Source organism: Micromonospora sp. NPDC049301, assembly GCF_040678715.1.
Taxonomy (GTDB): Bacteria; Actinomycetota; Actinomycetes; order Mycobacteriales; family Micromonosporaceae; genus Micromonospora.
Window position 1 is genome coordinate 412,521 of record NZ_JBFAQO010000005.1, and the last position, 17,584, is coordinate 430,104.

The following is a 17,584-nucleotide window of genomic DNA, read 5'->3' on the forward strand; positions in this document are numbered from 1 at the left end:
CCGCACCTCGGGCGCGGGAGGCCGGGTCGGGGGCCGTACCCTTCTGCGGTTGGCCCGCGCGGTTCGCGCCGCTTGCCGGCGACGAGGAGGAGCGTGCGTTGACCGACCAGACCGCCCTGGAGCAGGAGATCGCCGTCGAGCAACGGCACCTCGACCGGGTGTACGCCCGACTCGCCGAGCTGCGGCGCTCCGCGGTCCGCGCCGAGCGGGACGGCTACCGGATGGCCCGGGTGGGCACGTTCGGCGCGCTGGTCGAGCGCGACGCGATGGTCTTCCACGCCGCCCAGCGGCGGCACACCCTCGACGCCGAGCACGAGGGGCTGGTCTTCGGCCGGCTGGACCTGCGGGACCGGCAGGTCCTGCACGTCGGGCGGCTCGGCATCCGCGACGAGGACGCGACGACGCTGGTTGTCGACTGGCGGGCGCCGGCCGCCGCCGCCTTCTACCAGGCCACTCCCGCCCAGCCGTTGGACGTCGTGCGCCGGCGCACCATCCAGTCGCGCAGCGAACGGGTCACCCGCATCGAGGACGACCTGCTGGACCCGACCGCCGCCCCCGAGGGGATGACGGTGGTCGGCGACGGGGCGCTGCTGGCCACCCTGTCCCGGGCCACCGGCCGGGGCATGCGCGACATCGTGGCGACGATCCAGCGGGAGCAGGACGAGGCCATCCGTTCGCCCGGCTCCGGGGTGACGATCGTCGCCGGCGGCCCGGGCACCGGCAAGACCGCGGTGGCCCTGCACCGGGCCGCCTACCTGCTCTACTCCGACCGCAGCCGGTACGCCGGCGGCGGCATCCTGGTGGTCGGCCCGTCCACGGTCTTCGTCGAGTACATCGCGTCGGTGCTGCCCTCGCTCGGCGAGGACACCGCGACCCTGCACTCGCTGGGCACCCTCTTCCCGGGGATGACCGCCACCCGCACCGACCCGCCCGAGGTGGCGGCGGTGAAGGGCTCGTTGCGGATGCGCCGGGTGCTGGAGCGCGCGGTGCGCGACGCCGTGCCCGGCGGCCCGGGCGAGCTGCGGCTGCTCTACCGGGGCACGCTGCTGCGGCTGGACCGGGCGGAGCTGGACGGCATCCGGGACCGGGCGCTGCACCGGGGCGCCCGACGCAACGAGGTGCGCCGGGCCGGATTCGACGGTGTCTTCGCCGCGCTCTGGGCGCAGGCCCGCCGGTTGGGCATCGGGCGGCTGCCGGAGCAGCGCGCCTTCGAGGACGAGATCGCCGAACGGCCGGAGTTCCGGGAGTTTCTCAAGGCCTGGTGGCCCCGGCTGCACCCCCGGCACGTGCTCGGCTGGCTGGCCCGGCCGGACCGCCTGCGCCGGTACGCCGGCGGCATCCTCTCCACCGCCGAGATCCGGCTGCTCAGCGCGGCGTACCGGAACCTGGACACGGCCGGGCTGACCATCGCCGACGTGGCGCTGCTGGACGAGCTGGACGCGCTGCTGGGCAAGCCGGTGCAGCCGGCCCGGGCCAAGCGTGACCCTTTCCAGCTCGCCGGCGGGGTCCGTGAGCTGAGCACCTTCGGGGAGCGGCAGCGCGCCGCGCGGGCGGCGGCCCGGGATCGGCCGGCGGACTACCGCGAGTACGCGCACGTGGTGGTGGACGAGGCGCAGGACGTCTCGCCGATGCAGTGGCGCATGGTCGGCCGGCGCGGCCGGCTGGCCTCCTGGACGGTGGTGGGCGATCCGGCGCAGACCGCGTGGACCGGTGACCCGGAGGAGCTGGACCGCGCCCGGGACCAGGCGCTGGGCCGGCGCAAGCGGCACGACTTCACGCTGACCACCAACTACCGCAACTCGGCGGAGATCTTCGCGGTGGCGGCGGCGGAGATCCGCCGGCTCTACCCCGACCTGCCGCTGCCGACCGCCGTCCGCTCCACCGGCGTCGACCCGGTCGAGCTGGTGGTGCCGCCGACGGAGCTGGAGACCGCCACCGTGGAGGCGGCCACCGGCCTGCTGGCCGAGGTGGAGGGCACGGTCGGGGTGATCGCGCCGGTCCCCCGCCGCGACGAGGTCGCCGGTTGGCTCGGCGCCCTGGGCGCGCCGCGCCTGCAGGTGGTGACCAGCCTGGAGGCCAAGGGCATGGAGTACGACGGGGTGGTGCTGGTGGCTCCCAGCGAGATCCGGGCGGATCCGGGCGCCGGGGTGCGCACGCTCTACGTCGCGCTCTCGCGGGCCACCCAGCGCCTCACCACGATCGACCCGACCGGCTGACCTGCGGCGCTGGGCCCTCCCGCCCGGTGACCTGACGTACACTTGCATACATAGCGATGTGCGCATACATTTGACCGGGTCCGGACCGACGGCGGAGGGTGGTTTCGTGGGCGCAGGTCATGACCACCACCACGGGGCGGTGGCCAACGCCGCGCACCAGCACCGGGGGCGGCTCTGGACGGCGTTCGGCCTGCTCGCCAGCCTGATGGTGGTCGAGGCGGTGGCCGCCTTCCGCACCGGCTCGCTGGCCCTGCTCTCCGACGCCGGCCACATGTTCACCGACGTGCTCGGCATCGGGATGGCGCTGGCCGCGATCACCGCCACGCGGCGGGCCACGGGCGACCCGCAACGCACGTTCGGGCTCTACCGACTCGAGGTGCTCGCCGCGCTGGCCAACGCCGTCCTGCTCTCCGGCGTCGCGGTCTACGTGGTGATCGAGGCGATCGGCCGGTTCGGCGACCCGCACGAGGTGCTGGCCGGCCCGATGCTCGCCGTGGCCGTGCTCGGCCTGCTCGCGAACCTGGGCGCCTTCGCCCTGCTCCGCGCGGGAGCCCGGGAGAGCATCAACCTCCAGGGCGCCTACCTGGAGGTGCTCGGCGACCTGCTCGGCTCGCTCGGCGTGATCGGCGCGGCGCTGCTCATCCAGGTCACCGACTGGTGGTGGGCCGACCCACTGGTCGCGGTCGCCATCGGCGTGTTCATCCTGCCGCGCACCTGGCGGTTGGGACGGGCCGCGGTCCGCATCCTGGTGCAGGCCGCCCCGGAGCACCTCCAGGTGACCGCCGTGCACGACCGACTGGCCGCGGTGCCCGGCGTGGTCGAGGTGCACGACCTGCACGTCTGGACGCTCACCTCGGGCATGGAGGTGGCCTCCGCGCACCTGACCATGGCGCCCGGCGCGGACGTCGGCATGGTGCTCACCGCGGCGCGGACCGCCCTGCACGAGGACTTCCGGATCGAGCACGCGACGTTGCAGATCGAACCAGGCGCAGCCCCCGGGGCCTGCGGTTCGGTGGAATGGTAACGGCGTTTCAAGAGCTTTACTCGTCTTCGCCCCAATTTTCCGTGACGACGCACGCACCGTCCGTCACATCGGCTGCACTGGTCCCATCCGCACCGGTAGGCTCGGTCCCGGCCACCACCCGGCGGCGCCCTCCCGGCGCCGGTGGCGGCCGCCGCCTAATCGCCCGAGCGGGCGAACCGGGGAACCATGTTCCTGGGGTGCATCCGCGTCAGCGGTAGGGATCTTCCGTCCCGAACCCGTCAGCTAACCCGGTCGGCGGCTGACGGAAGGACATGCGTAGTGGTACCAGCACGACCACCCGCCGCCCGACTGGCGGCCCTGATCGTCGCGATGCTCGCCCTCGGCGTCGCGATCCCCGCCGGCACCGCCTCGGCCGCTCCCCCGACCGGCCTGCGGGCCGCCGCGGCCCCCAATGGCGACGAAGAGGGCGGCACCCCGGCGCTGCGGGCCCAACTGGAGGCCGCCAGCAAGGGATACCTGGACGCGAAGCGCGCACTGGACATCTCGGTACGACGGCAGCAGCAGCTCGCCACCCAACTCAAGACCACCGAGACCGAGTTGGCGGCGCGCAGCGGCAAGGTCGACGAGATCGCCGGACTGGCCTACCGCACCGGCCGGCTCGGCACGGTGTCGGCGCTGCTCAGCAGCAGCACGCCCGAGGGCTTCATGGACCGGGCCGTCACGCTGGACGCGGTCGCCGCCAACGAGGACCGGGCCCTGCGTGACCTCATCGCCACCAGGGACGAGGTCACGCGTACCCGCGTCGCCCTGGACGGCGAGATCCGTGAGCAGCGCAAGCAGGTCACGGTGATGGCCAAGCGCAAGGAGCAGGCCGAACGGGCGCTGACCGTGGCCACCACACCGAGGCCGACCGCCGCCGGCTCCAACCGGGGCACGTCCACCGCCAACGCGACGGCCGCGCCGCGCAACTCCGACGGCTCGTGGCCGTCCGAGTCGTGCAGCGTCAACGACCCCACTCCGGCCACCGGGTGCATCACGCCGCGCACCCTGCACGCGCTCAACCAGGCCAAGGCCGCGGGCTTCACCCGGTACGTCTCCTGCCACCGCTCGGGCGGCTCCGGCGAACACCCGAAGGGCCGGGCCTGCGACTTCGCCGCGCAGAAGAACGGCTTCGGCGGGGACGCCACCGGCGGTGACAAGACGTACGGCAACAACCTGGCCGCGTACTTCATCCGCAACGCCGACCGGCTCGCCGTGCTCTACGTGATCTGGTACAGGCAGATCTGGCTGCCCAGCAGCGGGTGGAAGTCGTACAGCGGGGCGGGCGGCGACCCGTCCAGCGACCACACCAACCACGTGCACCTGTCGGTGTACTGACCCGACCCGGCCGGTGCCCCCTGACGTGGGGGCACCGGCCGGCGTACGTCGGTGGGCGTACCCGGGATGTCGCCGACGGTCGGACGTTTCGGGCGGCCACGGCGGGCAGCATCCTGGTATGCGTCGGATCCCGCCCACCGCCCGCAAGGCGCTGCTCACCCTGCACCTGGTCACCTCGCTCGGCTGGCTCGGCGCCGACCTGACGCTGCTCACGCTCGGCGTCGCGGCGCAGCGCGGCGCCGACCCGGCCGTCGTCTACCCGGTCGCCGCGCTGGTCGGCACCACGCTGTTCGCGCCGCTGAGCGTGCTGGTCTGGCTGGTCGGCGTGGCCAGCGCGCTGCTCACCCCGTGGGGCCTGCTGCGCTACCGCTGGGTGCTGGTCAAGCTGGTGATCACCACGGTGATGGTCGGGCTCGTGCTGTTCCTGCTCACCCCGAACCTGCGGCACGCCGGCGCGCTCGGCGCGGCACTGCCCGCCCGGGACCGCGCCGACCTGGTGATCGCGCCCGCGGTCTCGACCAGCCTGATGATCATCGCGACGGTGCTGTCCACCTACAAGCCGTGGGGGCGACGGCCGGCCGCCCGGGCCGTGACGATGGCGGCCCGGACCGGCCATGATCGCGCTGCAACCAGGATGTAGTGGTCTCCCGGCGCGCCGACACCACGACATCCAGGATCGAGCACGATCTTGGCGTGGGGCGTGGGGCGTGGGGCGTGGGCGTCAGGTGGCGGGTGGGGCCTCGTTGGGGCGGTCCAGGGCCGCGCCCAGCCGGGTGGCCAGGGCCAGGTGGGCCGCCCGGGCCTGGCGGAACGCGTACCGGAACAGCGGGGCCGGCGCGGTCAGGGTGATCTCGACGTCGATCCGGACCAGGCCTTCCGGCTCACCGCGCAGCCGGGTGTGGTTGCGTACCGTGGTGGCCGGCCACTGCCGGGCCACCATGACGATCTCGTCTTCCTCGCTGATCAGCACGTCCGCCTGGTAGCTGGTCCGGAAGCGCAGCGGGCCGGCGGCCAGCCGATCGCTGATCGTGTAGCTGGCCTGGGCACCCGGCCGCGGTGGCAGCCGGCGGACGCTGACGATCAGCGGGTGCAGCTCTCCCTGCCGGGTCAGGTCGCTCAGCAGGGCCGCCGCCTCGCCGGCCGAGCAGCGAGCCTGGACGGTGTAGCTGAAGGTTTCGCTCCTGAGCACACCGTCTCCCGCCCTCGCTGGTCGCACGATCGTCCCGTACCCCGGGCGGGCTGGCAACGCCCGGACGGACACCGCCTGTTGTCCCGGCATTGGCAGAGCGTTCGCACTACCGTCGGCTGATGGGGCATCACCGGTTGTGACGGAGGGTGGATTCATGAACGGCTACGACCGGTGAGCGGGCACGTGATGGTCTTCGCGCCCACTCCACAGCTGACCGTCACGGTGGACCAGCCGAACGACCAACCCGAGCTGCACCTGCACCCGGGTGGGCAGGGCGTGTGGCAGGCCCGCATGGTGATGTCGCTCGGGGTCGACGTGGTGCTCTGCACCGCGCTGGGCGGCGAGATCGGCCAGGTGCTGGAGCCGCTGCTCGTCAGCGAGGGGTTGGACCTCAAGGTGGTGGTCCGGGACTCCGGCAGCGGCGGCTACGTGCACGACCGCCGGGACGGGTCCCGGCAGGAGATCGCTGACGTGCCCGGGCAGCCACTGAGCCGGCACGAGCTCGACGAGTTGTACAACCTGGCCCTCGGCGAGGGGCTGCGTGCCTCGGTGAGCGTGCTCAGTGGACCCAACGAACCGTGGCTCGTCCCGGCCGACCTGTACCGGCGCTTCGCCGCCGATCTCGGCGCCAACGGCGGCCGGGTGGTGGTCGACCTCTCCGGCGATCATCTCGGCGCGGTGCTGGACAGTGGGGTGTTCTTCCTGAAGGTGAGCCATGAGGAACTGGTCCGCGACGGCCGTGCCCGCAACGAGGAGACCGCGGAGCTGACCCGGGTGATGTACGAGCTGCACGCCGCCGGGGCCGAGACGGTGGTGGTGAGCCGGGCCGAGGACCCGGCGCTCGCGCTCATCGACGGAGAGTTGTTCGAGGTGGAGATGCCCCGGTTGGAGGCGGCCGACCCGCGCGGTGCGGGCGACTCGATGACCGCCGGGGTGGCCGCCGTGGTGGCCGGTGGCGGGGACATCCGGACCGCCATCCGGACCGGCGCCGCCGCCGGGGCGCTGAACGTCACCCGGCACGGCCTCGGCACCGGGCGGCTGGACTCGATCACCGGTCTGGTGGAGCGGGTCCGGCTGGTCCCGGCGGACAGCCGGCCGCAGGAGCGGACCACCCCCGACGAGCTGGCCGAACGGGCGGTCGAGCGATGACCCTGCGCGTGCTGGTCACCAACGACGACGGGATCGCCGCGCCGGGCATTCAGTCGTTGGCCTGGGCGGCCGCCCAGCGGGGCCTGGACGTGGTGATCGCCGCGCCGCTGGAGGAGGCGAGCGGCACCAGCGCGGCGATGAGCGCGAGGGAGCAGGACGGGCGGGTGGTGGTGCACGACCACCCGCTGCCCGACCTGGCGGGCGTGCCCGCGTACGGGGTCGGTGGCTCTCCCGGCTTCATCACGCTGATCGCGTTGCACGGCGCGTTCGGTCCGCCGCCGTCGGTGGTGCTCTCCGGCATCAACCGGGGTGCCAACGCCGGCCGCGCCGTGCTGCACTCCGGCACGGTGGGCGCCGCGTTCACCGCGGCCACGAACGGCTGCCGCGCGATGGCGGTCTCGCTGGACGTGCTGTCGGTGGGCGAGGCGACGGCCGCCAGCGGCGGCGCGGCGGTGAACGCCGCCGCCCGGGTACGTGACGCCGAGCGCAACTGGAGCACCGCCGCGCGGGTCGCGCTGGACCTGCTCCCCCGGCTGACCTCCGCGCCGATCGAGAGCGTGCTCAACGTCAACGCCCCGGACCTGCCGCACGGTCAACTGCGCGGGGTGCGCCGAGGCACGCTGGCGAGCTTCGGTCAGGTGCAGATGACGGTGGCCGAATCCGGGCACGGCTTCGTCCGCACCTCGCTGGAGGAGCCGGGGCAGGCCGCGCAGCCCGGCACGGACGTGGCGTTGCTGGCCGCGGGGTACGCGTCCGTGACGGCCATTCGGGCCGTCACGGAGATGACCGATGTCGACCTGACCGGTCTGGACGATCAGCCCTGACCGGCGTCGGCCGAGCGTCTCGGCGCTCAGGCGCCGGGAAGCACCTCGGGGGTGGCGGTGCCGGCGAAGTACGGCTCGGGGGCGCCGAAGAGGCCGAGCAGGCCGGTCACCCAGAGCTGCCGGTGCACGAACCGGCTCGGCTCGGTGACCATCAGCTTGACGCCGCTGACCTCGGCGGTCTGGAAGCCGGCCACCATCGCGCTGATGCCGACCGAGTCGATGAAGGTGACCAGCCTCATGTTCAGCTCGATGCGGTGGGGGCGGCCCTTGGCCAGCACCTCCGCGATCGCCTCGCGCACCTCGTACGCGGTGTCGACGTCGATCTCGCCGCGCGGGGCGATCTCCACGACACCACCGGACAGAACCGACTTCACGATCGACAGGCTCACGCGAGCACCTCCACCCGCCCGTCCCCCGGGCGCCTCATCAGTACGCGGGCCGCGACCGACAGTATTCCTTCGACGGCCTCGGTCGCCACCCCTCGGGATGAGCAATTCGCGGATCCGGGCACAGCAAGTCGCCCATATCCGGACTTTTCGTTATCTGATCACTCAGTACTTTTCGTTATCCGATCACTCAACGATCGGTCGGAACCGACGCGTCGCCGGATCAGGGTAGCGGTCCCCGTCCGACGCGCCCGACAACCGGCCCACCAACCGTGTTCGCCCCGCGCGACACCGGCGTGTCGCACCTCGTCCATCGACCCGGACCGAGCCGGCGTGGTTGCCGACGCCACCTAGCATCGGCCGGGGAACCCACCGTGACGGAGAGGACCTTCATGATCAAGAAACTGGCCGGGCTGGCCGGCGTCGGCTTCCTGCTCGCCCTCGTACTGGCCTGCGGTTTCGGTGGCGGGGGCGATGACGACGACGATGACGACGACGACTTCGCCCGGGGCGCCGGCGTGGTGGTGCTGCGCTGACTGTCCGGCGAGCCGGGCCGGCCGGGTTTGCGCCCGGCCGGCGCGGGGCACTGCGGGGTAGGCGAACCGCGACGCGCTGACAGACGCCGAAGTCCGAAGTGGCCGTTGGCTTCGGCACCCGAGGAGGTAACCACGATGTTCGGAACCAACCTGCTGGACCGCCGCAGCAAGCCGGAGCGGATCGCGGACCAGGCGTGGGAGCACCTGGTCTCCGCCGTCAGCTCCGCGGGAGACAGCGTCCGGGGCACCGCCCGATCCGCCCGGCGCAGCAGCAGCGACCTCGCCGACGGTGCGGGTGACCTGGTGGGCTCCGCCGCCGACGAGGCGCGACGCCGAGCCTCGCTGGCCTTCGACGCGCTCGCCGGCCGTCAGCCGGCACTGCCCTGGACCCTGCTGATCGGCGCCGCGCTGGTCGGCGCCGCCGTCGGCTGGGCCGTGGGCTCCGCCGCCCGGGCCGCCGGCAGCCGGGAGGACCGCGCGGTGGACGACGTCGAGTTCGTCGATGTCGACCGCCCCAACTCCCCCATCGGCCTGAACGACTGAGCCACCCGCCACCCCGGGCCCCGCTCGACCACACCGGTCGACCGGGGCCCGCTCCCTTTCCCGGACCCCGACTCCGCGCCGGTGGCGAAGCGGAAGTGCCGGCGGGTGGGGCCGGCCCGCCGGGGTGCCGGACCCCTCAGGCAGCCCCGACGGACCGGTGATCGGGGGCGGGCCGGGCACCGCCGACTGCGCCCGGACCACCCGGTCAGCCATCGCGCAGGCGGCGAGCGGGCGTTGCCGCCGGTCCGCGAGCCGACAGGGGTGCTGCTCCGGGGTGCTGCTCCGGGTGCCGCACGGCCGTTCCGGACCGGGAGCGACCGTTCTCCGCATCTCGGGGACGGACGCCGGGGGCAGGTGGGATGCCGCGACCCGGGGGACGGGTCGGAGCCGCCCCGGCTCCCACCACCCGATGCGCATCCGCGATCGAGGAGCACGTTCACCGTAACCGATCGACAAGAGCTTTGGAAGCGCTCCCATGCATCGATCTCCGTACCTGGTGCCGGCACCGACAGGACCGCAACGGCCCGGGCCTCACCCGGCCGGGGCGAGGCCGGCTCACCCCGCTCGGCGGCAGCATCGGACCTCGGCGGACCCCGGCCACGGCCGTCACCCGGTCCGCCGCCCACGAACCGGAGGAGGGACAGATGGCCATCGCGACGATCAGCCGTACCGACCAGGACATCCAGTCCGCCGTACTCGACGAGCTGACCTGGGAACCCCGGGTGCAGCCACACGAGATCGGCGTGACCGTCGCGGAGGGCGTCGTCACGCTGACCGGGCGGGTGGACAGCTACGCGAAGAAGTGGGCCGCCGAGCGGGCCACCCACCGGGTCGCACGCGTCCGGGCGGTCGCCAACGACCTGACGGTGCGGCTGCCCGGCGGGGCCGAGCGCGCCGACCCGGACCTGGCCGCCGCGGCCGGCCATGCGCTGGAGTGGGACGCGTTCGTGCCCGTCGAGAAGCTCCAGGTCACCGTCTCGGCCGGCTGGGTGACGTTGCACGGCGAGGTCGAGTGGGAGTACCAGCGTCGGGCCGCCGAGCGGGCGGTCAGCAGGCTGTCCGGCGTACGCGGGGTGAGCAACGGCATCACCGTCCGCCCGTCCGCCGTGCCGGACGGGCGGGAGCTGGCCGAGCGGATCGTCGACGCGCTGGCCCGGGCCGGAGCCACCGAGGCCGAGCGGATCAGCGTCCGGGTGCACGGCGACACGGCGGTGCTCGCCGGGCTGGTGCACTCGATGCCCGAACGGGCCGAGGTGGAGCAGGTGGCCTGGTCCGCGCCCGGGATCCGGGAGGTGCAGAACCACATCGCGGTCGCTCCGGTGCTGCGCTGACCGTGAGCGCGGAACCACCCGGGGTGGGTGAGCCGGCCTCACCCGCTCCGGGAGCAGGCTGGGGGCATGAGTGATCCGAACGGGCTGATCCAACCGGGGCGACCCGCGCCCGGCTTCACCCTGGCGGGTACCCCCGATGGGCGACAGATTGGGCCCGAGCAGTTCCGCGGCAGCCCAGTCGTGCTCGCCTTCTACCCCGCCGACTGGAGCCCCGTCTGCGGCGACCAGATGTCGCTCTACCAGGCGGCAGCGCCGGTCTTCGACCAGTACGACGCGGTGGTGCTGGGCATCTCGGTGGACAGCATCTGGTCGCACCGGGCGTTCGCGCAGAGCCAGAGCATCGAGTTCCCGCTGCTGGCCGACTTCGAGCCCAAGGGCGAGGTGGCGCGCCGGTACGGTGTGTACACCCCGCAGGGTGAGGCGGCCCGCGCGCTGGTGGTGCTCGACCGGACCGGGACGGTGGCCTGGAGCTACCTCTCCCCGCCCGACGTCAACCCGGGCGCGGACGGCATCTTCGACGCGCTGGACCGGCTCGCCGAGCAGGGGGTGATGGCCCGATGAGCACGCCCCTCCAGGTCACCGCCCGCCTCCGGGACCCGGTGACCGCCGACGACCATGTCCGGGGGCCGGTCGACGCGCCGGTCACGATCGTGGAGTACGGCGACTTCCAGTGCCAGTTCTGCGGCGCGGCGTACCCGAACCTGCACGAGCTGCTGCGCCAGCGGGCCGAAACGGTACGGATGGTCTACCGCCACTTCCCGATCGCCAACGTCCACCCGTACGCCGAACGCGCCGCCGAGACGGCCGAGGCCGCCGCTGCCCGGGGTCGGTTCTGGGAGATGCACGACTGGCTCTACGAGCACCAGGACCAGCTGGACCCGGTGCACCTCTCGCTCGGGGTCGAGCAGCTCGGTCTGCCACCGGACGAACTGAACGCCGAGGTGGAGGGCCGGACGCACGCCGACCGGGTGCGCCGGGACTTCGTCGGCGGGATCCGCAGCGGGGTGAACGGCACCCCGACCCTCTTCGTCAACGAGGTCCGCCACGATGGCGGGTACGACCTGGCCGACCTGCTGACCGCCGTGGACGACGCCGCCCACGCCTGACCCCGGACCGGCCGTCCACTCAGATCAGCCGCAGCTCGCGCGCCCGCCGGACCGCTTCACGCCGGCGGGTCGCGTCGAGCTTGCGGTAGATGTTGCGCACGTGGGTCTTCACCGTGTTGACCGAGAGCGACAGCTCGCTGGCGATCTCCACGTTGGACAGGATGCTCTGCAGGTACCGCAGGATGGTCAACTCCCGCTCGGTGAGCGGCTCGTCGAGGGTGCCTCCGGGCTCGGCCGGTGGCCGCGTCGTGGTCTGCTCCGCACCCCGGATCAGGTCGCTGACCAGCGAGAAGTGTGCGGTACCCGCGTCCAGGTGCGCCGCCAGCAGGTCCCGCACCGGCGGTTCGGCGCGGGTGAAGACCCGTCGGCAGCCCTGCGGGCCGGCCAGGTCGAGCACCTGCTCCAGGATGCGGCCCGCCCGTCGCCCGTCGCCGCCCCGCTCGGCCAGCACCGCAGCCAGCAGGCCGGCGTCCAGGCGTACCGGCAGGGGCCAGGTCGCGGACGGCGGCGCCTGCCAGTCCGGCAGCGCCCGCCCCGCCGCGCCGGTGTCGCCGGCCCGCAGCTCCAGCCGGGCCAGCGCCACCGCGCGCGCGGGGTCGGGCGGGTCGTCGGTGGCGCTGACCAGCAGGTCGCGGGCGGCGTCCAGGTCACCCCGCTCGGCCCGCAGCTCGGCCTCGACGGCGCGCAGCAGGTTCGCCAGCTCGGCGGCGGCAGGGCGGTCGGTCAGCGACTCCCGGGCCCGGACCAGCAGCCGCTGGCCGGCGGCCAGGTCACCGGCGTCGCGGTGCAGGTACGCCCGGCAGAGTGCGGCCACCGCCGCCGCCACCGGCTCGGCGGGCGGCCCCGCCGGCCAGTCGTCCCCGGAGTCCGCCTCGGCGGAGCGGGCCGGACCGGTCGCCGGGGCGGCGAGGGCGAGGTTGGCCGCCGCCTCCTCGGGTTGGTCGCGGTGCAGCGCCACCACGGCCAACGCGAGGTTGGCGTAGCCGCAGTCGAGCCGGCAGGACCAGCCCCGGTTCGGCGGCATGGCGAGCGCGTCCCGGGCCGCCTGCTCGGCGGCGCGCAGGTCGCCGCGTACCGCGAGCAGCAGCGCGGACCGGCTGGCGCCGACCAGCTCGGTACGCGGCCGGCCGGCCTCCCGGGCCGCCGCCCGGGCGCGCACGAACCGGGCGGCGGGCAGCGCGCCGGCGGCCAGCTCGACGAGCCCCAGCGCGGTGCCGGTGAACGCCCGCAGGTCCGCGTCCTCGGCGGCGCTGCCCGCGCCCGCCGCCAGCGCATGGTTCGGCGCCCCGGTCGACGAGGGGCCTGGCGTCCCGGTCGGCACGGCACCCGGCGCGGCACCGGGCGTGCCGGTCCGCGCGGCACCCGGCGTCCCGGTCGGCAAGGGGCCGGCCGGACGGGTCCGCAGCAGCCGGGCGGCGGCGGCTCGGACCTCGGCCGGGTCGCCGGCGAGCCGGGCCAGGGTCAGCTCCAGCGCGGTGGCCAGCCGCAGGAAGCGGTCCCGGCGCGGCACCGGCAGGCTGTCGGCGTACCCGGCGGCGGCGTGCAGGTGGGCGGTGGCGGCCGGCAGATCGCCCGCGTACGCCCGCTCGGCGGCGCAGGCCAGGGCCACCTCCGGGTCGGCACGGACCACCTCCGGCGGCGCGGACGGGGGCGCGGGGCCGTCGACCGGGTCGGGGTCGTAGCGGGTGAGGTCCGGCCAGTGCGCGACGAATAGGTCACCGGCCCGGTCCCACCGGCCGGCGGCCAGCGCGTGCCGCAGCCCGTCGACCGGGCGCCCGGCACCGGCGTACCAATCGGCCGCCCGCACGTGCAGCTCGCGCAGCTCGTCGGCGGGCAGCCGGGCCAGCTCGGCCCGGAGCAGGTCGGCCAGCAGGGGGTCGCAGCGGTACCAGGGCGGGCGGCTCTCCTCCCGGTGCAGCAGACCGCCGGCCCCGGCCAGGTCGGCCAGCGCCTGCCCCGCATCGGCGCGGCCGGTCAGCGCCTCGGCCAGGTCCGCGCAGACCGTCTCGGCGAGGGCGGTACGGCGCAGCAGGTCCCGGTCGGCCGGGTCGGTCGCGGCGAGCACCTCCTCCTGGAGGTAGCCGGCGATCTCCGGCTGGTCGCCACCGAACTGCGCCACCCAGCGTTCCGGATCGGGCTGCGCGCGCAACGCCAGCGCGGCGATCCGCAGCGCGGCCGGCCAACCGCCGGTGCGCTCGCGCAGCCGGTGCAGGGCAGCGGCCGGCAGCGGCGCGCCGTGCGCGGTGAGCAGGTCGGCCACCTCGTCGTCGGTGAAGGCCAGCTCGGCGGGGCCGATCTCGGTCAGCTCGCCGGCGAGACGGAGCCGGTGCAGGGCCAGCGGCAGCCCGGCGCGGGCCCCGACCACCAGATGCAGCCGCTGCTCGGCGTGCCGGAGCAGGAACTCCAGCCCGGTGAGCGCCGCCGGGTCGGCGACGCGGTGCAGATCGTCCAGGACCAGCAGCACCGGCCGGTCCGCGGCGGCCAGCGTGGCAGCCAGCAGCTCCAACTGGTCGGGGCGCGGCGGCCCGTCCGGCACCGGCGCCGCCGGTCCGTCGTCCGCCGGCCCGGTCGCCGCGCGCAGCGCCGCCGCCAGGTACGCCCAGAGCCGATCGCCGTCGTCGCCGACCTCCACCGACACCCACGCCGGCCCGGGGTCGGCTGCGATGCCACCGGCCAGCCGCACCCAGGAGGCGAGCAGGGTCGTCTTGCCCCAGCCGGCGGGAGCGGCGACCAGGGTGACCGGTCCCGCGCTGCCCTCGTCGAGCCGGCGCAGCAGGCGGGGCCGGGCCACCACCGGTTCCGGCGGCACCGCCGGGGTCAGCCGGGACGCCAGCAAAGGCGGGTCCGCCGGGTGCCCCGGTGCCGTCCCGACCCGTACGCGAACCTGCTCTTCCGGCACCCGGCTCCACCCCCACGGACGTTCCACCCCCCGGTCGGCGAGCGGTTACCCGGAGCGGAGGGGTTCACCCCTTCGGGGCGAGCCGGCTTCACCCGGTGCCGACCGAGGATCGGGGGACGTGGACGAGGAGGACGGGTGGGACCGATGCGACGGCTGGCGCGGGTGGGATCCACCCTCGGCGGCACGGCGCTGACCGGGGCGGCGCAACTGCTCCGCGTACCCCGGCGGCGCGGCCGGACCGGCGCGGACGGTGACCCCGACGCGCCGGCCCGGTGGGAGGTGGTCACGGTGTGCCGGCCTCCCGAGCAGGTGCTCCCCGGCGGCCGGTGGCCCGAGCCGCTGCGCTGCCTGGACGGTGCGGTCGAGGTGCGGGTCCGGCCGGCGCCGGGCGACCGGGGCACCGAGTTGGCCGCCCGCCCGCTGGCCGGCGCCACCCCGAGGGTCGGGCTGGCCGCGCACCTGGTCGGCGACGACCCGGGACTGCTGGTCCGCCGCACGCTGGGCCAGGCCAAGCAGCACATCGAGGCCGGTGAGGTGCTGCGCGCCGACCGGTCCGCGCTGGACCGCCCCGGACGTCACGGGTGAGTGCGCCGCCGTCCGACAGATCCGCCCCGCTCATGATCTGCCGTTGCGGACGGCGGATGGCAGACTCTGGGGATGGCTGCGGAGCGGACGTACGACGTGGTGCTGTTCGGAGCCACCGGGTACACCGGCGGGCTCACCGCCGAATACCTGGCCCGGCACACACCCCCCGGTCTGCGCTGGGCGCTGGCCGGCCGCAACCCCGACCGCCTCGCCGCCGTACGGGACCGGCTCGCCGCGATCGACCCGACGCTGGCCGGGCTGCCACTGCTCACCGCCGACGTGACCGACGCCGACTCGCTGCGCGCGGTGGCGGAGAGCACCCGGGTGGTGGCCAGCACGGTCGGCCCGTACATCCACCACGGGGAGCCGCTGGTCGCGGCCTGCGCCCGGGCCGGCACCGACTACCTGGACATCACCGGCGAACCGGAGTTCGTCGACCTGATGTACGTCCGACACCACGCCGAGGCGACCCGCACCGGCGCACGGCTGGTGCACGCCTGCGGGTTCGACTCCATCCCCCACGACCTGGGCGTCTGGTTCACCGTGAAGCAACTGCCGGCCGGCGCACCGGTCACCGTTGACGGGTACGTCCGCGCCGGCGGCCGGTTCTCCGCCGGCACGTACCACTCGGCGCTCACCGCGTTCTCCCGGACCGGTCAGGCCAGCCGGGCCGCCCGGGATCGCCGGTCCGTCGAGCCGCGCCCCACCGACCGCCGCGTCCGCGCGGTGCCCGGCCGGTTGACCCGCTCGGCCGAGCTGGGCATCTGGACCGTGCCGCTGCCCACCATCGACCCGCAGGTCGTCCGCCGCTCGGCGGCGGCCCGGCCGGAGTACGGCCCCGACTTCCGCTACCGGCACTTCGCGGCGGTGAAGCGGCTGCCGACCGTGCTGGCCGGGGCGGCCGGGCTCGGCGCGCTGCTCGGGCTGATGAAGCTGCCGCCCACCCGACGCTGGCTGCTCGGCCGGCTCGCGTCCGGGCAGGGCCCCACCCCGCAGCAGCGCGCGGCGTCCTGGTTCCGGGTCCGGTTCGTCGGCACCGGCGGCGGACGCCGGGTCGTCACCGAGGTGGCCGGCGGCGACCCCGGCTACGACGAGACGGCGAAGATGCTCGCCGAGTCGGCGCTCTGCCTGGCGTTCGACGAGCTGCCCCCCACCACCGGTCAGCTCACCCCGGTCGCCGCGATGGGCGACGCGCTGCTCGACCGGCTCATCCGGGCCGGCCTCACCTTCCGGGTGCTGAAGGACGAGGCGGCGTTGCCGCTGACCGAGGCCGCCGGGCGTACGGCCGCCACGCCGGACGCGGGGACGGCGGCTTGACCCTCGACCGGGTCGAGGGGGCAGGATGCCCGGCGTGGAGAGCGACCTGCACAGCATCGGCGAGCTGGCCCGGGCCAGCGGCCTGACCGTCAGCGCGCTGCGCTTCTACGACTCGGCCGGGGTGCTGGAGCCGGCCCTGGTCGATCCGGTGACCGGCTACCGCTGGTACACCGACGCGCAGATCACCCCGGCCCGGCTGGTGGCCGGGCTGCGTCGGGTCGGCATGCCCGTGCCGGAGATCGCCGCCGCGGTGCGCGCCGAGCCGGCCACGGTGCACCGGCTGCTGGACGCGCACCTGCGCCGGCTGTCGGACGGGCTCGCCGACGCCCGCCGGGAGGTCGCCCGGCTCCGGGAGCTGGTCGACCCGGCGCCGTCCACGGCCACCACCCTGCTGCTCTCCCCCATCGAGCTGGCCGCGGCCGTGGACGCGGTGCGCTTCGCCGTGGGCGACGACCCGGAGCTGCCGGCGCTCTCCGGTGTGCTGTTCGACGTGGAGCCGGACGCCGTCCGGCTGGTCGCCACCGATCGGCACCGGCTCGCGCTGGCCCGCGCCGGGGCGACCGTCGACGGGCCCGCGGTGCGGGTGCTCGTCGGAGTGGACCTCGTCGACCGGCTCCGCGCGCTGCTCGACCCCGCCGACCCCGGGTCGGTGCGGCTGACCGTGACCGGTGCGGACCTGCGCGTCGCGGTGGCCGGTCGGACGCTGACGGGCACCGCGCTGCCGTACGACTTCCCCGACTACCGCCGGCTGCTGCGGGAGGCCGTCGGCGAGAGTCCGGCCGCGTACCGGATCCCGGTCGACGTGGCCGCGCTGCGCGCCGCGCTCACCGACCCGGCCGCCCCCACGGTGGCCCGCGAATACAACGGCCGGTCGCTGGCGATCACCGTGCTCGGCCTCGACGACCGGGCCGGCGTCCGCCTGCTGCCCGCCGCCGGCCCGACCGGGGACCGGATGGCGGTGCCGGACCCGGTCGGCGGGCTGCGGGTCGGGGTGAACGGCGACTACCTGCTGGACGCCCTCGACGCGGCCGGCGGGTCGCAGCTGGTCCTGGAGCTGGACGGGCCGATCGCCCCGCTGGCCATACGCCGGCTCGACGACGCGGACACCTTCTCCGTGCTGATGCCGATCCGGCTCTGAACC

Annotated in this window: 17 protein-coding genes and 1 riboswitch; of the genes, 14 read left to right on the forward strand and 3 right to left on the reverse strand. The window is 75.0% G+C overall.

The window, feature by feature from the left end; all coding sequences use genetic code 11:
• The first annotated feature begins 98 nt into the window (after positions 1-98).
• The 4 genes from AB0K07_RS17725 to AB0K07_RS17740 all read left to right on the forward strand — a co-directional run bounded on the left by AB0K07_RS17725 (position 99) and on the right by AB0K07_RS17740 (position 5,218).
• Positions 99-2,216, forward strand: a complete 2,118-nt coding sequence (locus AB0K07_RS17725) for an AAA family ATPase (protein WP_363756273.1) — start codon at positions 99-101, stop codon at positions 2,214-2,216.
• A gap of 106 nt (positions 2,217-2,322) precedes the next feature.
• Positions 2,323-3,240 carry a cation diffusion facilitator family transporter gene (locus tag AB0K07_RS17730; RefSeq protein ID WP_363756275.1) on the forward strand — a complete coding sequence of 306 codons (918 nt, stop codon included), beginning with the start codon at positions 2,323-2,325 and terminating at the stop codon, positions 3,238-3,240.
• A 142-nt stretch (positions 3,241-3,382) separates the two neighbouring features.
• Positions 3,383-3,514: riboswitch (cyclic di-AMP (ydaO/yuaA leader) on the forward strand.
• Between the two features lie 56 nt (positions 3,515-3,570).
• Positions 3,571-4,578: a hypothetical protein gene (locus AB0K07_RS17735; protein ID WP_363756642.1), complete on the forward strand. Its 1,008-nt coding sequence runs from the start codon at positions 3,571-3,573 to the stop codon at positions 4,576-4,578.
• 118 nt (positions 4,579-4,696) lie between these two features.
• Positions 4,697-5,218, forward strand: a complete 522-nt coding sequence (locus AB0K07_RS17740; protein WP_363756277.1) for a hypothetical protein — start codon at positions 4,697-4,699, stop codon at positions 5,216-5,218.
• An 81-nt stretch (positions 5,219-5,299) separates the two neighbouring features.
• Here the strand turns inward: AB0K07_RS17740 and AB0K07_RS17745 are convergent, their stop codons facing one another.
• Positions 5,300-5,767: an SRPBCC family protein gene (locus AB0K07_RS17745; protein WP_363756279.1), complete on the reverse strand. Its 468-nt coding sequence runs from the start codon at positions 5,765-5,767 to the stop codon at positions 5,300-5,302.
• A gap of 171 nt (positions 5,768-5,938) precedes the next feature.
• Here AB0K07_RS17745 and AB0K07_RS17750 point away from each other — a divergent pair, with 171 nt between their 5' ends.
• A complete protein-coding gene (locus tag AB0K07_RS17750) occupies positions 5,939-6,916 on the forward strand; it encodes a PfkB family carbohydrate kinase (protein ID WP_363756281.1) in 978 nt (325 codons plus the stop codon).
• Positions 6,913-7,740 carry a 5'/3'-nucleotidase SurE gene (locus AB0K07_RS17755; protein WP_363756283.1) on the forward strand — a complete coding sequence of 276 codons (828 nt, stop codon included), beginning with the start codon at positions 6,913-6,915 and terminating at the stop codon, positions 7,738-7,740. The genes AB0K07_RS17750 and AB0K07_RS17755 overlap by 4 nt, the downstream gene beginning before the upstream one ends.
• A 26-nt stretch (positions 7,741-7,766) precedes the next feature.
• Here AB0K07_RS17755 and AB0K07_RS17760 read toward each other — a convergent pair whose 3' ends face one another.
• Positions 7,767-8,129 carry an STAS domain-containing protein gene (locus AB0K07_RS17760; protein ID WP_363756285.1) on the reverse strand — a complete coding sequence of 121 codons (363 nt, stop codon included), beginning with the start codon at positions 8,127-8,129 and terminating at the stop codon, positions 7,767-7,769.
• A 371-nt stretch (positions 8,130-8,500) separates the two neighbouring features.
• Between AB0K07_RS17760 and AB0K07_RS17765 the strand changes: the two genes are divergently transcribed.
• The 5 genes from AB0K07_RS17765 to AB0K07_RS17785 all read left to right on the forward strand — a co-directional run bounded on the left by AB0K07_RS17765 (position 8,501) and on the right by AB0K07_RS17785 (position 11,642).
• On the forward strand, positions 8,501-8,662 hold the full coding sequence (locus AB0K07_RS17765; RefSeq protein ID WP_363756287.1) for a hypothetical protein: 162 nt from the start codon (positions 8,501-8,503) through the stop codon (positions 8,660-8,662).
• A gap of 135 nt (positions 8,663-8,797) precedes the next feature.
• Positions 8,798-9,205 (forward strand): hypothetical protein, encoded by a 408-nt coding sequence (locus AB0K07_RS17770; RefSeq protein ID WP_363756289.1) that lies wholly within the window; start codon positions 8,798-8,800, stop codon positions 9,203-9,205.
• Between the two features lie 644 nt (positions 9,206-9,849).
• On the forward strand, positions 9,850-10,536 hold the full coding sequence (locus AB0K07_RS17775; protein WP_363756291.1) for a BON domain-containing protein: 687 nt from the start codon (positions 9,850-9,852) through the stop codon (positions 10,534-10,536).
• A gap of 66 nt (positions 10,537-10,602) precedes the next feature.
• Positions 10,603-11,097 carry a redoxin domain-containing protein gene (locus tag AB0K07_RS17780; RefSeq protein WP_363756293.1) on the forward strand — a complete coding sequence of 165 codons (495 nt, stop codon included), beginning with the start codon at positions 10,603-10,605 and terminating at the stop codon, positions 11,095-11,097.
• A complete protein-coding gene (locus tag AB0K07_RS17785; RefSeq protein WP_363756295.1) occupies positions 11,094-11,642 on the forward strand; it encodes a DsbA family protein in 549 nt (182 codons plus the stop codon). Before AB0K07_RS17780 ends, AB0K07_RS17785 begins: the two co-directional genes overlap by 4 nt.
• A gap of 19 nt (positions 11,643-11,661) precedes the next feature.
• Here the strand turns inward: AB0K07_RS17785 and AB0K07_RS17790 are convergent, their stop codons facing one another.
• Positions 11,662-14,541: a LuxR C-terminal-related transcriptional regulator gene (locus AB0K07_RS17790; protein ID WP_363756297.1), complete on the reverse strand. Its 2,880-nt coding sequence runs from the start codon at positions 14,539-14,541 to the stop codon at positions 11,662-11,664.
• Between the two features lie 144 nt (positions 14,542-14,685).
• Here AB0K07_RS17790 and AB0K07_RS17795 point away from each other — a divergent pair, with 144 nt between their 5' ends.
• The 3 genes from AB0K07_RS17795 to AB0K07_RS17805 all read left to right on the forward strand — a co-directional run bounded on the left by AB0K07_RS17795 (position 14,686) and on the right by AB0K07_RS17805 (position 17,581).
• On the forward strand, positions 14,686-15,126 hold the full coding sequence (locus AB0K07_RS17795) for a hypothetical protein (RefSeq protein WP_363756643.1): 441 nt from the start codon (positions 14,686-14,688) through the stop codon (positions 15,124-15,126).
• 72 nt (positions 15,127-15,198) lie between these two features.
• Positions 15,199-16,443, forward strand: coding sequence for a saccharopine dehydrogenase NADP-binding domain-containing protein (locus AB0K07_RS17800; protein ID WP_363756299.1), 1,245 nt, complete (start codon positions 15,199-15,201; stop codon positions 16,441-16,443).
• A 25-nt stretch (positions 16,444-16,468) separates the two neighbouring features.
• Complete coding sequence (locus AB0K07_RS17805; RefSeq protein WP_363756301.1) at positions 16,469-17,581, forward strand: MerR family transcriptional regulator; 1,113 nt, start codon at positions 16,469-16,471, stop codon at positions 17,579-17,581.
• The last annotated feature ends 3 nt before the right edge of the window (positions 17,582-17,584 follow it).